At 29.1% G+C, this 14,896-nt stretch carries 13 protein-coding genes and 2 pseudogenes; all 15 read right to left on the bottom strand.

Annotation, left to right across the window (positions count from 1 at the left end):
- Positions 1–246: 246 nt before the first annotated feature.
- The 15 genes and pseudogenes from CNEONATNEC86_RS06750 to CNEONATNEC86_RS06685 all read right to left on the bottom strand — a co-directional run bounded on the left by CNEONATNEC86_RS06750 (position 247) and on the right by CNEONATNEC86_RS06685 (position 14,806).
- Complete coding sequence (locus tag CNEONATNEC86_RS06750; protein ID WP_159135701.1) at positions 247–1,470, bottom strand: IS256 family transposase; 1,224 nt, start codon at positions 1,468–1,470, stop codon at positions 247–249.
- A gap of 470 nt (positions 1,471–1,940) precedes the next feature.
- On the bottom strand, positions 1,941–2,792 hold the full coding sequence (locus tag CNEONATNEC86_RS06745) for a transposase-like zinc-binding domain-containing protein (protein ID WP_125149120.1): 852 nt from the start codon (positions 2,790–2,792) through the stop codon (positions 1,941–1,943).
- A 432-nt stretch (positions 2,793–3,224) separates the two neighbouring features.
- Positions 3,225–3,359 (bottom strand): hypothetical protein, encoded by a 135-nt coding sequence (locus CNEONATNEC86_RS21790; protein WP_276508208.1) that lies wholly within the window; start codon positions 3,357–3,359, stop codon positions 3,225–3,227.
- Positions 3,360–3,390: 31 nt separating this feature from the next.
- Entirely contained in the window at positions 3,391–4,428 is a 1,038-nt protein-coding gene (locus CNEONATNEC86_RS06740; protein WP_125149121.1) for a polysaccharide deacetylase family protein, read from the bottom strand.
- Between the two features lie 276 nt (positions 4,429–4,704).
- Positions 4,705–5,439: pseudogene (locus CNEONATNEC86_RS06735) on the bottom strand (ATP-binding protein).
- 11 nt (positions 5,440–5,450) lie between these two features.
- Positions 5,451–5,858 carry a hemerythrin domain-containing protein gene (locus tag CNEONATNEC86_RS06730; protein ID WP_159135736.1) on the bottom strand — a complete coding sequence of 136 codons (408 nt, stop codon included), beginning with the start codon at positions 5,856–5,858 and terminating at the stop codon, positions 5,451–5,453.
- 33 nt (positions 5,859–5,891) lie between these two features.
- Positions 5,892–6,224 carry a cupin domain-containing protein gene (locus CNEONATNEC86_RS06725; RefSeq protein ID WP_058294496.1) on the bottom strand — a complete coding sequence of 111 codons (333 nt, stop codon included), beginning with the start codon at positions 6,222–6,224 and terminating at the stop codon, positions 5,892–5,894.
- Positions 6,225–6,486: 262 nt separating this feature from the next.
- A pseudogene (locus CNEONATNEC86_RS06720) lies at positions 6,487–7,043 on the bottom strand (GNAT family N-acetyltransferase).
- A gap of 193 nt (positions 7,044–7,236) precedes the next feature.
- The gene (locus CNEONATNEC86_RS06715; RefSeq protein ID WP_159135735.1) at positions 7,237–7,779 is read right to left on the bottom strand and encodes a BUD32 family EKC/KEOPS complex subunit; all 543 of its coding nucleotides are present in this window, start codon (positions 7,777–7,779) and stop codon (positions 7,237–7,239) included.
- Positions 7,780–7,825: 46 nt separating this feature from the next.
- The gene (locus tag CNEONATNEC86_RS06710) at positions 7,826–8,584 is read right to left on the bottom strand and encodes a DeoR/GlpR family DNA-binding transcription regulator (RefSeq protein ID WP_159115915.1); all 759 of its coding nucleotides are present in this window, start codon (positions 8,582–8,584) and stop codon (positions 7,826–7,828) included.
- 137 nt (positions 8,585–8,721) lie between these two features.
- On the bottom strand, positions 8,722–9,549 hold the full coding sequence (locus tag CNEONATNEC86_RS06705) for a pentapeptide repeat-containing protein (protein WP_159135734.1): 828 nt from the start codon (positions 9,547–9,549) through the stop codon (positions 8,722–8,724).
- Between the two features lie 501 nt (positions 9,550–10,050).
- On the bottom strand, positions 10,051–10,857 hold the full coding sequence (locus tag CNEONATNEC86_RS06700) for an MBL fold metallo-hydrolase (RefSeq protein ID WP_159115913.1): 807 nt from the start codon (positions 10,855–10,857) through the stop codon (positions 10,051–10,053).
- A gap of 21 nt (positions 10,858–10,878) precedes the next feature.
- A complete protein-coding gene (locus CNEONATNEC86_RS06695; protein ID WP_159135733.1) occupies positions 10,879–12,024 on the bottom strand; it encodes a glycerate kinase family protein in 1,146 nt (381 codons plus the stop codon).
- A gap of 20 nt (positions 12,025–12,044) precedes the next feature.
- Positions 12,045–12,902, bottom strand: coding sequence for an aldo/keto reductase (locus CNEONATNEC86_RS06690; RefSeq protein WP_159135732.1), 858 nt, complete (start codon positions 12,900–12,902; stop codon positions 12,045–12,047).
- 8 nt (positions 12,903–12,910) lie between these two features.
- The gene (locus CNEONATNEC86_RS06685) at positions 12,911–14,806 is read right to left on the bottom strand and encodes a sigma 54-interacting transcriptional regulator (RefSeq protein ID WP_159135731.1); all 1,896 of its coding nucleotides are present in this window, start codon (positions 14,804–14,806) and stop codon (positions 12,911–12,913) included.
- Positions 14,807–14,896 lie beyond the last annotated feature (90 nt).

Raw genomic sequence — 14,896 nt, 5'->3', positions numbered from 1 at the left:
CATTAAAAAACGGCTAAGCAATATTAAGAGGATGATTTCTGTAGTTAACAGGATTCATCCTTTTTAAATTCCATTGAGCTCTATAATGAGCGTGTGAAAAATTTTCTGTAAATAGCTTTCTATGATAAGATTTTTAAGATTAGATAACCTAAAAATTATTTAAGTTATATTTTCAATATAATATCTATTTTTTTACATGTCAAGTGCGCCCTGTCTTAGGGCGTATTTTTTTGTATTATAAAATGATTAAACTAAGCGTCCTTCAAACATAATTGATAATTCTCCATAAACTCTACCCCAATTACGCAAAGGTAGTGTCCACTTCTTTGTAGCCTCAAAAGTAGCTAAATACAAAGCTTTAAGAAGAGATGTATCACTTGGAAATACGCTACGCTGACGGTTAAGTCTGCGATATGTACTATTAAGACTTTCGATTGCATTAGTTGTGTAGATAACTTTTCTTACATCTGCTGAAAATTTAAATATAGGACTTATAACATCCCAATTATCAGACCAAGATTTCATTGCGTTCGGATAGTGGCTTTGCCACTTCTCAGTTACTTCAATCATCCTAGAATGTCCATGTTCTTCTGAAGGTGCATGGTATATTGTTTTAAGATCAGCTGCAAATTCCTTTTTGTCTTTATCTGATACATATTTTAATGTATTTCTAACTTGATGCACCAAGCATCGTTGATATTCAGTATTAGGAAATGCCACGTTTATAGATTCCTTGATTCCAGGAAGTCCATCAGCACATAATATCAAAATATCCTTAACCCCTCTATTTTTTAACTCATTAAGTACACTTAACCAATACTTGCTACTTTCATTTTCTCCTATTTGAATACTTAGAACTTCTTTTCTACCTTCCTCATTAATGCCAAGGATAACATATGCAGCTAATTTTTTTATTACATGGTTATCTCTCACTGAAAAGTGGACGGCATCTATAAATATTATAGGATAAATACTTGATAACGGTCTTTGCTGCCAATCCTGAATGTCAGGAAGTAACTTATCAGTTATATCTGAAACCATACCATCACTGACTTCAAACCCATAAATATCTTCAATTTGTTCTGATATTTGTCTTGTTGTAAGTCCTTTTGCATACATTGAAATAATTTTATCTTCAATACTTGAGATATCTTTTTGTCTCTTTTTCACTATCTGTGGTTCGAAAGTTCCTTGTCTGTCTTGTGGAACTTCTATTGGAATTTCTCCATACTTGCTACGTATAGTCTTTTGCTTTTTTCCGTTTCGTGCGTTAGCACTGTCGGTACGTTCATAAGGATCATATCCTAGATGATTGTCCAACTCTGCAGTAAGCATACTTTCAATAGTTCCACCTAGTAAATCTTTAAGTGAATCTTGAATATCATCAGCAGTATGAATGTCATATTCTTCAATTAATTGAGTTATGATATTCTTTTTCCTTTCATTTAATCTTTCTCTTCTTTTACCCATAAAAAACAGCCTCCTATGATATTTTAATTTTATCATAGAAAGCTGTTGTATTGTATAATTTACAGAGATTTCTTCGCAGGCTCTCTATAATTGTTGCTATAATCAACATAATTACCTATTACTGTTACAATAATGTAATATTTCTTTTCTATTCATAAAATCAATTTATATGTAGTAATATGATCCATAAATATTACTAAGACTTCTTCTTACAAAGCTATACTATGCAAAATATTAACACCATAAGTAACAGCTTAATACAGCTTTTGACCTTTTCCAAACACTATAATCTTCAAAATATTGTAGGTTAATGTTTTAAAATAATGTTGTTAATATCATATTACTATTATTATACCAGTTCATCTTCACATCTATATTAAACAATCCTACATACTACTTAACTAAAATTCAACGTATCTCACAAATATAACTTTTTAAGATAAACTGCAAGTATAATCAAGGCGCTAATATTAAGCCAAGCTAAAATTAACATACTGGTTTTTAGATAATTCATATGTAAAATTAAGACTATTGAATTTCCTATACACATTAAAAATAGTAAAATATGAAAGATATCGTTCTAAATATTTTGTTGCTACCCCTCTAAATCCACCTATCCATTTTTTTAAAATCCCTCTAAAATTTTTTATACATTCCTCTTTATATGCATTTAAAACTATTCCTTTATTATGTTTCTTTGCAACATTCATCATATATCTGTCATAGTCCGAAACTATATATGAATTTTCTTCTATTTTTGAATACACTAATTGATTAAAATTAAATTCATTCCAATGCTCTTTACACACTGGAGCTATTATCATAGAATCATGTCTATCTTTTGCCGCTACAATCCATATATTTTTTCTTTCTGAATTGGTTATATTTCTGCAGCCCTTAAAGTTTTCCTTTTCAATTGCTTTTGTTATAAAAACTTTTCCTTCCAATTTATCTGGCATTACATTTTTAAGCATTCCCTGCATAACTTTATGTCTCCATAGGAAAGCTGTTCTTATATTGATTTCTAATATTTTTGAACATTCTCTTAAAGAACTCTTTTTAAGCATAAGTTCCATAAATTCAACCCACTTTTCTGGTTCTTTTTTTGAATAACTCCATAAAGCTTTTGTAGTCTTAGAAAAAGTTTTATTGCATTCTTTACATCTATATCTCTGAATGCCTTTATACTTTCCAAATTTAATATAATTTTTTCCATTACAATTTGGACATTCTTTAATACATCTGTTTTTATAAATGTTACATTTCAAAAGATATCCTGTATGCTTTCTCAATTTCTCAAAATTATTATCTTCTTGTATCATGTCAATCTCCTCTATCAAAATAAAACTATTATTTTCATCATTTATCTTAAACTTTAATTCATAAGACCAGTTATAAATATAAAAATTAATATATATTTTGATACTTGCCGCAAAGCAGCACTTTTAAACATAACAACACTTTTTTAAAACATTTCTTAATATAATTTAAAAGCATATAAATCTAAAACTATTTGGAGTAAATATGAGAACAAAAACAAGTTTTTTTAGATAATATATATGTTGCAATAATAAAATTGCATTTAGAATGTTTACAGTCTAAATAAATACCAAGATATAATATGAGGTTTACACACTAATTAAATATTTTTTATTGCTCTTTTTCTCTTTCATATACCATTCCTCCTAATTATAACTACAAAAAAATACCATATAAAAATAATATGGTATTTTCTTATGTTTAAATCTATTATTTTAAGAATTCTTCTTAATATAGATTTTCAGTGCCTTTATAGCCAATATAAGTACGTAGACTCCAATCCCTGCAAAAGCTAAAATTATTATCAAATTAATCATTGTGAATAGCGTTGTTGTTAATGCTATATCCATATTTCTCTCCCTTTTATACCTATTTTATATACTATTTATTATATTCTGCAAACTCATATCCATTCCCTTGAGCATTATCAATAAACTGACTTAAAATATCTGTATTTGTTTTAGAAACTGCATGAAGTAAATAAATTGCTCCTGGATGAAGCTTATTTGTAAGCTTTTCTAAAGATTGAGCTTCATCTGGCTGATTATTAGGATCCCAATCTGCATAAGCAAAGCTCCAAAATACTGATTTATAGCCAAGACTACTCATTAAAGCCAATGACTGTTCACTATAGATTCCTGCAGGATATCTAAATAAATACATTTCATATCCAAAATTATCTTTTACGTAATTATGTAATTCCTCTATATCTGATTTTTGTGCATCTAAAGATAATGATGGCATCCCTTTTTCAGGATGTGTTGTACTATGATTTCCTATAACATGTCCTTCATTTATCATCCTTTGAACTAATTCTGGCTGGCTTTTTGCATAACCCATTGTAATAAAAAATGTTGCCTTAATATTTTTAGCTTTTAATATATCTAATATTTGAGGCGTATAGCCATTTTCATAGCCTTCATCAAAAGTCAGGTAAATTTTTTTATCATTTGATTTTATAAAATCCACATTATAATTTTTATACTTTTCTTGTGCAGCAGTAACAACATCAGGTCGTCCACTTTCATCTGTACTTCCTCCAAAAGACCAGTTTATAGACTCATTAGATAAGTTGGCAATCTCACCTGAAAATGTTTGTGTTTCAGAGGTCTCTGTTTGTACATTATTCTTTTCTTCAGTCTTTTCTGTATTATCTATTTCATCTGTTTCTTCATTTATTTTTTCTTCTTTTTCCTTCTCATTATCTACTTTTTCTTCATTTTTAATAGATGGCTTATCCTTCTGTTCCTCTTTCTTAAACTCATTCTTGTCGTTAAGTGTATTTTCTTCTTTTTCATTAGAAGATACTATGTATTGATTATTTTTTGATGTAGGTTCTTCGCTTCCACATCCATAAAGAAAAATACATGATACAGTAAAAGCCATAGCAGCTATCCATATTAATTTCTTATTTTTCATTTGTTTTACCTCCTCAAAATTTTATTATTTTACTTATAATAAAACCATTCCCTATACTACCTCATACTTATACACAGATGATAGCACCAAGTTATCAATTATACTTATATTCTATCATATAAACAATTATTATATAATAAAAAGGCGTTATATAAAGGTAAACTTATAGTTAACTCAATTATATTACGCCTAAATAAACTCTATATAAAGTTGTTAATATATAAAAACATTCAAATTTTTGATTGCTATTCATATAAAAAATGTTCTACTTTCATTTTAATCTTCTTTAATTTTTCCATCACATGTTATAGTAACAACCTGCCATGGTATCATTTTCCCACTATTTCTCATAGCTTCTACTGCAGCATGTTCTAATCCTCCACAACAAGGCACTTCCATTCTAACAATTTTAATGCTTTTTATATTATTGTTACTTATAATTTGTCCTAATTTTTCAGAATAGTCGCCTTCATCAAGCTTAGGACATCCAACTAAAGTTATATGATTTTTTATGAAATCTTCATGAAAGTTTGCATATGCATAAGCTGTACAATCAGCTGCAATTAATAAATTTGCGTTTTCAAAATAAGGTGCCTTTATTGGAACTAATTTAATTTGAACTGGCCACTGCATAAGTCTGCTTTTGCTATGAACTGAATTTAATTGCTCAGCTACTGATTGTGAATTATCAGCCTCATTTCTTTCTAAAGCTCTTGCCATGCTCCCTGGACACATATGCATGTTTCCTTCACCAATATTTAATGTGTTTCTCTTTGTTTCCATTCTCTTCTTTACAGCCACTTCATCATATATAGCTGCTTCTCTCTCAATAATAGAAATAGCATTTGTTGGTCAAGCAGGTAAACAGTCCCCAAACCCATCACAATAATCATCTTTTATTAGTTTTGCCTTTCCATTTATCATTGCAATCGCCCCCTCATGACAGGCATTTGCACATACTCCACAGCCATTGCATAGCTCTTCGTTTATTTCTACAATCTTTCTAATCATTCACCCATCTCCTATGAAATCAATTTATATATTCCATTTTCTTCTTTTTTAATACGATTTTCAATTTTTCTAATAATAAAATCTATTTCACTTCTAAAATCTAATTTGTTTATAAGTAACTTTGATTTTGTATTATATTTATCTTTGAAATTAGTAAATTCTAATGCTAAATCTCCCATCTCATCTTGATATTCTTGTGCAAGATTAGCTACATTATTATCCTTAGATTCTTTCAAATTAGGATATAAATATCTATCTTCATTTAATAAGTGTATCTTAAGTTTGCCAGCAAGTGTATTAATGTGATGTGCAATTTCATCTGCATGTTCTTCAAAATCATTTATTTTGATAATTTCTTTTATTTTCTCTATCTCTGAACCAATTGATTTATGCTGTTCTAAATAACTTAAAAGATTCATATTTCTCCTCCATTACAATAAATGAATTTACTATTAAAATACAACTACAAGAAGCATTTTAAATTGTTCTTTTCCATAAACTGCATGTGGATGATTTGCAGGCATTACTATTGACTGTCCTTCAGTAAGTTCATACTTTACTCCATCAATTGTTATTTCACCAACACCATCTAAGCATGTTACAAATGCATCGCCTTTAGACTCATGTGTACTAATTTCTTCTCCTTTTGCAAATGCAAATAATGTTATACTTACAGCTCCATTTTGTACAAGTGTTTTACTTGCAACTTGACCATCAATGTATGTTACTTCATCTTTTAATTTTAATACTTCTGATTTATTAATATTTTTCATGATTTCGCTCATATATTTCTCTCCTCTACCAGTTAATTGATTTCTGTTTCTACAATCATACTATCATTTTAGCGAGACTCATTCTGTAACATATGTTACATTTTTAAATTATTTTAATCATAATTTTGAAAAATAACCATATTTTTATTTAGATATCCTTTTATATACTAGAATGATATTTTTTCATTGTTTAATCAGTATTAATCTGCTTTTTATATAATAAATAAATCTCAAACTCCCTAGAGAATGAGATTTTTAATGAATATAAGTACATCTATTTTTTATCTTCTTCAAGAAATCTTCCCATAATAATTGTGTTATAGTAACTTCCATCTTTATGAAGTCGATCATTTCTTAATACACCTTCTTCAATAAATCCATATTTCTTATATAAATTAATTGCCTTTATATTAGTTTCTACAACTGTTAATGAAATTTTTTTAATTCCAACATTGTCTGCCCACATCAAAACATTTTCTAAGAGTACTTTTCCAATACCATATCCAAAGTATTCTTTTTCTATGCATATTCCAAATTCTGCTTTATGTTTAAATCTGCTTAATTTATTTCCTTCACATCTTGTAAATCCAACAATTTTATTATCTGCTTCTACGACTAAAAATAAAGTTCTTTCATCTGCATTATCTTCATTAATTAATTTTTCAAAATCTTCTTTTGTTAATAATCCCTCTCCAGTTCTCTATAAAGATTTTCTGTTTGCCCATCAATTTTAACTCTTAATTTACTTAGTTCTTCTGCATCTTCTTGCTCTGGGCATCGAATTATATAAGATATTTTTTCATTTTTTATTATTTTACTTTGAATAACCATAATTTATCGCCCTCATTTCTATTTTGCTATAATTTATTTCTAAAATGTGTCCATAAAACTATACTAGCACCAATCTTCACATTATAGTACTAATTCTAAAATTCCTAAGAATTTAAGAATCTTAGAATTTTAGAATAAAAAAACTTAAGAATTTATATTCTTAAATTCTTAAGTTCTTAATAATCAAAGCTTATTATTTCTCACTCTTATGAGCTGAATCATATTCTAAAAACTCTGGTGTCTTTGACCAATACTTTATTCCCCAATTTTCAAAGTTCCATTCACTCATATAATTATTACACTCATAATCTATATACCAAATAAGATCATCCTGAACAATAAAGTTAGTTGGAAAATAATCTATATTTGTATTACTTTTATATAATAAATTACACATTTCTTTTATTTGATCCAAATAAATCTCACACATTTTATCTTCTAATACAAGATTATAAATTGTGTCACCATGAATATATTCTTTAAGTATTCGTTCATTTTCTATATCAACATCTAGCATCTTAGGAATTCTAATACCTATTTTATTAAGATTCTTATAATCATTTATTTCAGATTCAACTTTATTTCCAAATTCATAATAATCACATGGCTCATGATGAATCTGTTTTAAAACATATTTCTGTGCACCATCCGTTGCAAGATATGAATAACCGCCTTTTCCTTTTCCAAGTAACTTTAATATTTGGAATTCATTATTATTGACTTTCATTATATCCATAAATTCTCTCTCCTTATATCCCATATTATCATCTATTACTAAATCACTAAACTGTAATAAGCTCAATATTATCTGGAATTAAATCACGCTCATTCCTATTAATATTTTCATCAGTTATTAACAGATTAAATTTATCAAAAGTTGTAAATCTATATAAACCTTGCTTGCTGAATTTTGAACTGTCAGTTATTAGAACATTTTCCTTGGAATTCTTTAAAATCGCCTGCTTAATATCAACTTCTCTATAAGATCTTATACACGGTCCATCTGCATGAAATCCATCGCAGCTCATAAATGAAATATCTGCATTTATACTTGAAATGGCATTAGCTGCCCAGTTTCCAACAAAAGACATACTTTTCTTTCTTAAGTGACCTCCAGTTACAAGAAGCTGATTTTTAGTGTTTTCTAATGCTTGAGCAACTATCAATGAAGTTGTAATAATCACCAAATCATCTCTTAAATTTAACAGCTTAGCTATTTGAAGCACAGTAGTTCCAGAATCTAATATAACAACACCATTTTTAGGTATAAGTTCAACGGATTTTTGTGCAATCTTAGATTTTATACCCATATTTTTGAATAGCTTTGTATCAAAATGACTTTCTAAATAATTAGTTGAAATTGTTGCACCACCATGCCCTTTATTAATTATATTATCCTTTTCAAGTGATATTAAATCTTTTCTAATAGTTTCAGTAGAAACATTAAACTCGTGTGCAAGTTCTTTAACCGATAAGCTTCCCTTCATCATAATAAGCTTGGCTAACTTAGCTCTACGTTCCACATTTATAGCTCTTGCCAATATAACCACCTCATTTTTTACAAGTATAACCAAATTATAAACTTGTTTTTAGTTGTAGTCAATAATTCCCTATTATATGTATTTATTGGTATTTAAACATGTATTTCATTACAAATTTTTATTGTATACATAGTTAATTATTTTTCCCAGTGATTAGGCATAACAATTCTTTTGGGAAGTTTTGTTTTTAAGTCTCCTTTTGCACTATTAATTTGAGACTGAGTTAAAAATATACTTCTTTCAAGATTGGCACCATTAATATTAGCATCCCTAAAATCTGCACCTATTAAGTCTGCAAAACTCAAATCAACATTACTGAGATTAGCTGCAATAAGAATTGCCCCTCTCAAATCAGCACCTTTAAGATCTGTTTTTCTAAGATCCTTTCCAAAATAATCTTTTCTTATTGATTGCTTATTCTTATTATTAGCTTTACTGCGAATTTTTTCACTTGTATTTTTAAGGAACTGATTAACTTTATCTCTATGTCCTTCAACATTTACCTTAAGCAAATCATCAATGTGCAAAAGCGTAAGATTTTCTGTCTCATCTATAAGTAAACCTATTTTATCTTTTATATTAATATCACTCTGTAATTCAAATGCCCATGTAAGATACCAAAGCATTTCATGAAGCTGTCTCATAATCAAAAATCCTTCAAACATCTTTTGTGAAGATTCTTTATTTTCTCTCCAATCCTTTCCTTCGTAAGTAACCTGTGCTATCTTCTGTCCTGCGCCAAAACAATCATAAGCAGTGCATCCTTTAAGGCCCTTAGCTGTAAGATTTTTATGGACAGCACAAGTAAAGTCTTTTTTTAAGTTTATACAAGGAGCTCCTGCATCCTTATTTATTGGAAATCCTTCAAATTTAGAAAAATATAATGCTATGCAGCATAATCCAAAACAGTTTTTGCAGTCAACTTTAAGTTCATTAATATACTTATCTATATATATATCTACCATTTTTATCACCTCATTAAACGGTTACTACCTACATGTTCATAAATATTTTAAAGGTATAATTAATATTAACTTCCCGGTAAATTATATCATATTTAGATTTATATTCTAAACATTAGTTTAAAATATATATCTTGCACTAATAAAATTACATTTAGGATGTTTGCAGGCTAAGTGAATACTAGGATATAAAATGTAGAAAACTAATTGCAACATATATATAAAATTATCGCCCTTATATAATAAAGGCATAGCATAAATATTAATTTTATGCTATGCCCTACAAATACACCATTAAAAACTTTTAATCTTTAAAATTTATTCTCTATTAAGTTTTATCTGTTTACTTATTTTTTCTATAGGCTCATTATCCTACTTGAGTTAATACTTAATCAAGTCCAATTTAAAATTATGAAACCATATTAATCTTTATTTTATTTCTTCTTCAAATAAGATTTAAAATCAAATGTTCATATTATCTATGGACTTTGATCTAAAATAATACTATAGATTAATTTTTGTAAGATCATCAGGAATTAATAGATTTCCAGAGTAATATTCTCTGCCTTCTTTAAGATATAATTCTTCTCTTTTTTCCAAATTTCTATCTTCAGTATGATATAATATTAAATTGACTGCCTGCAATTTTTCTGCAATTTCACAAGCATCCTTCACAGTAGTATGATCTCTTTCATAAGGAGTAAATATATCTCTTTGCGCATAAAGGCAAAACGCTTCATGTAATAACCAATCTGACTTAAATGCATATTGATATTCATGTTCTCGGTATGGCTCATCTCCCAAAAATGTAAACTTCTTTCCTGACTTTAACGTCATTGTAAATCCATATTGCTTTGCCTTTGTAGAGAGAATATCAAAAAATGTTATCTTGTATCCTAAAATATCCTTAATCTCCCCATCTTCTACTTCGTGAAGAAATATACGTTCTCCAATCATTTTCACAAACTTATCTTGAACTGTTAATTTTACTATTGTTAAGATTGTTTCTTTAAGTTGTGCATGACAATATATATTCAAGTTACCTTCATATTTACCTTTTTTCATCTTAGTAGCAATCATTCTAATCAGCCAAATAAGACCAAGCAAATGATCTGTATGTTCATGGCTTATAAATATCTCATGAATCTGTTCCATTGGTATTTCTGCTTTTTCTAACTGTGTCATGATACCATTTCCACCACCAGTATCAATCAAAAAATACTCTGATCCATTTTTAATAGCAAAACAAGTATTATAACACTTTGTCACAGTTGCATTGCCAGTTCCAAGAATAATTAGTGTCTCTTCCATACATTTTACCTACTTTCAATATTATCTTTTTTTAGATTCTACAGCAGCTATCAATCTAAAAATCTGTTCTGTTGTTTTTACCATATTTTTTCTTGCAGTTTCCTTTTTCATGGCTTCATGCAAAGGAATAACTTTTGATAGGATTGGAAAATATGCATCTATGCCATTTTCATTACACTTGACAGCATCATCTGTAATACTTCCAGCTAAAGCAATAACAGTTTTATCATATTTCTTAGCTAATTTAGCAATTCCAACAGGGGCTTTTCCCATAGCTGTCTGTTTATCCAAGCATCCTTCTCCAGTAATTACATAATCAGCATCTTTCATACACTCTTCTAATTTTACAGTATCAATAACCAATTCAATTCCTGGCTGCAAATCACCATGTAAGTAACTTAAAAATGCAAATCCAAGTCCCCCTGCTGCTCCTGCTCCTGAAGTTTCTGAATAATCATTGTTCAAATACTTTTTGGTTACTTTCGCATAATGGGCCATATCTTTATCTAATTTTTCTTTAATTTTTTCAGTAACCCCCTTTTGAGGTCCATAGATATAAGTGGCACCATTTTCTCCACATAACTGATTGGTCACATCACATGCTATTTTAAAATGGCATTCTGAAAGTTCAGGCATAGCATTTTCTGTAGAAATTATAGAAATCTTCCTTAATTCCTTTGCATCAATTCCTAATTTATTACCATTATTATCATAAAAATCAAATCCTAATGCTGTAAGCATTCCAATACCGCCATCATTTGTCGCACTTCCTCCAATTCCAATAATGAAGTTTCTGCATCCTCTGTTTATGGCATCTTTAATCATTTCTCCAACTCCATATGTTGTTGCTTCCATGGGATTTTTTTCTTCACCCACTAGCATAATTCCTGCAGCTGCTGCCATTTCAATAATTGCTGTTTTAGATTCTTCAATATATCCATATGCAGCTTTTATTTTGTCTTTTTGCGGTCCCATAACAAAAATTTCAACTATTTCTCCGCCAAGTCCTTCAACTAATGCTTCAGTGGTACCTTCCCCACCGTCTGCTAATGGCTTAACAATAACTTCTGCATCAATTACATTTAAAATTCCTTCTTTAATAGCCTTACCAGCTTCAATTGATGTAAGACTGCCTTTTAGTGAATCAATTGCAATAACTACTTTCATATTATCTTCCTGCCTTTCCTCTATACAATATCCAAGTATGTTTTACATTTAGGTGAGGGAAATATTACATCCAGAGATTTTAATTCTTCATTTGTTAATTCAAGTTCTAAGGCTTTTGCATTATCTTCTACATGTTTGATAGAAGATGCTTTTGGAATTGCAAATACATTATTTTCTTGCAATATAAAATTAAGTACTATCTGTGCAGGTGTTGCGCTATGAATTTTTGCTATATTCTGCACAATCTGATTATTAAAAATATCTCTTTTCAAAGATCCGCCCTGAGCTAAAGGACAATATGCCATTAGTGGTGTCTTGTGCTGATTAAGCCACGGAATAAGGCTAAACTCTACACCTCTTGATCCAATATGATATAATACCTGATCTACCATACAGTGACTTCCTTTTGCAACGCTCCAAAGCTCTTCCATATCATCAATATCTAGATTAGATACACCCCAGCTTCTAATTTTTCCAGTTTTAACTTGTTCCTCCATACACTCTACAGTCTCTTCCAATGGAATGCTACCACGCCAATGAAGAAGATACATATCCAAATAATCTGTTTTCATTCTTTTTAATGTATTTTCTAAACTATTTTGTAATTTACCTTTTCCTGCATTATGTGGATATACTTTAGAAACCAAAAAAAGTTTTTCTCTTTCTAATCCTTGTATTGCTTCTCCTACTAATCTCTCAGAGGCACCATCTCCGTACATTTCCGCAGAATCAATTAAAGTCATTCCTAATTCTACTCCACGACGTAATGTCTCTATTTCTATAGAACGTTTACTTATATTTTCGCCCATAAACCAAGTGCCTTGTCCTAATCTTGGAATTTTAATACCATTTTTTAATGTTAATGATCTAGCTAACATTTAATCTCCTACTCCACTTTATATTTATTTTGTTCTTTTTGTTTTTTTGACATTCTCCATAAGGTTGTTCTGCTAACTCCCAGCTCATCAGCAATATCTTTTTTCTTCTTTTTACGCTTAAAATTTGCATAAACTGGATCTATACAAACATTTTGTGCTTTTTCATTTTCAATTTCAATAGTTTTGTTTTTAAATATTTTTAACTGTCTTAATAAATCTACTCCAATATTTTGATTTTCATTTAATACAATCAGCCTTTCACAAATGTTTCTAAGCTCCCTTACATTCCCTGGCCAAGAATATTCAGTAAACATTTTCATAGCTTCGTTGGAAATACTCGGAATAGGATTACCCATTTCACATGAAAGTTTTGTAAAATAGTACTCTATAAGCTTTTGAATATCCATATTTCTTTCTCTAAGAGGCGGTATAAAAATATCTAAAATATTTAAACGATAATATAAATCTGATCTAAATTTTCCATTTTGAACTTCTTTTTCAATATTAATATTAGTTGCTGAAATAACTCTCACATCAATTGGATGTACACAATCACTTCCTATTCTACGAACTTCTTTTTCTTGCAAAACTCTTAATAATTTTGCCTGGAGAGCACATGGTATTTCACCAATCTCATCCAAAAAGATTGTTCCCCTATGCGCAAGTTCAAATAGTCCTATTTTACCATTTTTAGATGCTCCTGAAAATGCACCTGCTTCATATCCAAATAATTCACTTTCCAATAAATTTTCTGGTAATGCTGCACAGTTTAATGCAACAAAAGGTTGCTTGCAGCGACTGCTTTCTTTATGAATACTGTGAGCAAAAAGTTCCTTTCCTGTTCCAGTCTCTCCTATAATTAAAACATTAGAATTAACTGTGCTGTATTTTTTTGCTATTGCAATACTATATTGCATATTCTGACTGCTTCCTATAATATCATCAAAACAATATTTCGCAATTAAACCGTTATCATTTAATCTTTGCCTAATTTTCATTTCCTCTTCTATAACAGCATCTGTATTTTTTAATGTTATAATCACTCCAGCTCCTGCATTATCAACTGCAAAAGGCTTATACTGAACAAAATAATTTTTGTTGCTTAAAGCAATAATTTCTTCTTCATTGCTTTCATTATTAATAACAGCTTTCCATTTAAATCCTTTATATATATGTTCAATGAATGCCCCTTTATAATCTTCTGATGTAGAAAGTTCAAAAGTACGATACGTTTGATTATTCACTGCTAAAATTTTTCCATTTTTATCAACTATAATTATGGAATCTTCCATTTTATTCACCATAGTACTAATTAAACTAGCTTCTGCTCTTTCATAATTAATTGTGCGGGCTGCATTAAACGCTTCAAATAAAGCTGATTCAAGTGCTTTTTGTTTTGTTTCAATATGCACTCTTGGAAGTCCTAAGTTATCACATATTCCACATATTGTACCTGCTCCTACATATATATCAGCACCATTTAACTTAGCTTCTTCTATAGCCCTATTTGCAGTAATTTCATCACAAACATCATATATATCAATTTTTGCATTACATAATTCTTCTATCACTTCTATGGAATTCAAAACATCCCTTTGAAGAAATAAAGCAATTTTTTTAGCATGGTACACTTCTTTGCATTTTACTAATGCATCTATTATATCAAAGCTACTAAATTTAATTTCAATAATATGCTTATGTGGGTGTAAAACTTTTAATTGCTTATAGGTCATTCCACGTGCAACCAATATATCTGCATCTCTATCATGTTTTAAAGATTCTGGCGTTCCAAACACATAAATTAGCTTATATTCTACGTCATCATATTTAGGCATAGTTTCTACTATTTCCTCTATATTTTGCCTCATATTCATATGTGGTATAAAAACAAGTATTTTAGCCATAAACTTTAACCCTCCCTAAACTAAACAACTAACGTTAATAAAAATACTCAACTATGGTATAATACTTTCATGTTTATGATTAAATATTTT

This window comes from Clostridium neonatale, from assembly GCF_900465025.1.
Classification (GTDB): domain Bacteria; phylum Bacillota; class Clostridia; order Clostridiales; family Clostridiaceae; genus Clostridium; species Clostridium neonatale.
This window is presented reverse-complemented; position numbering and strand designations above follow the sequence as displayed.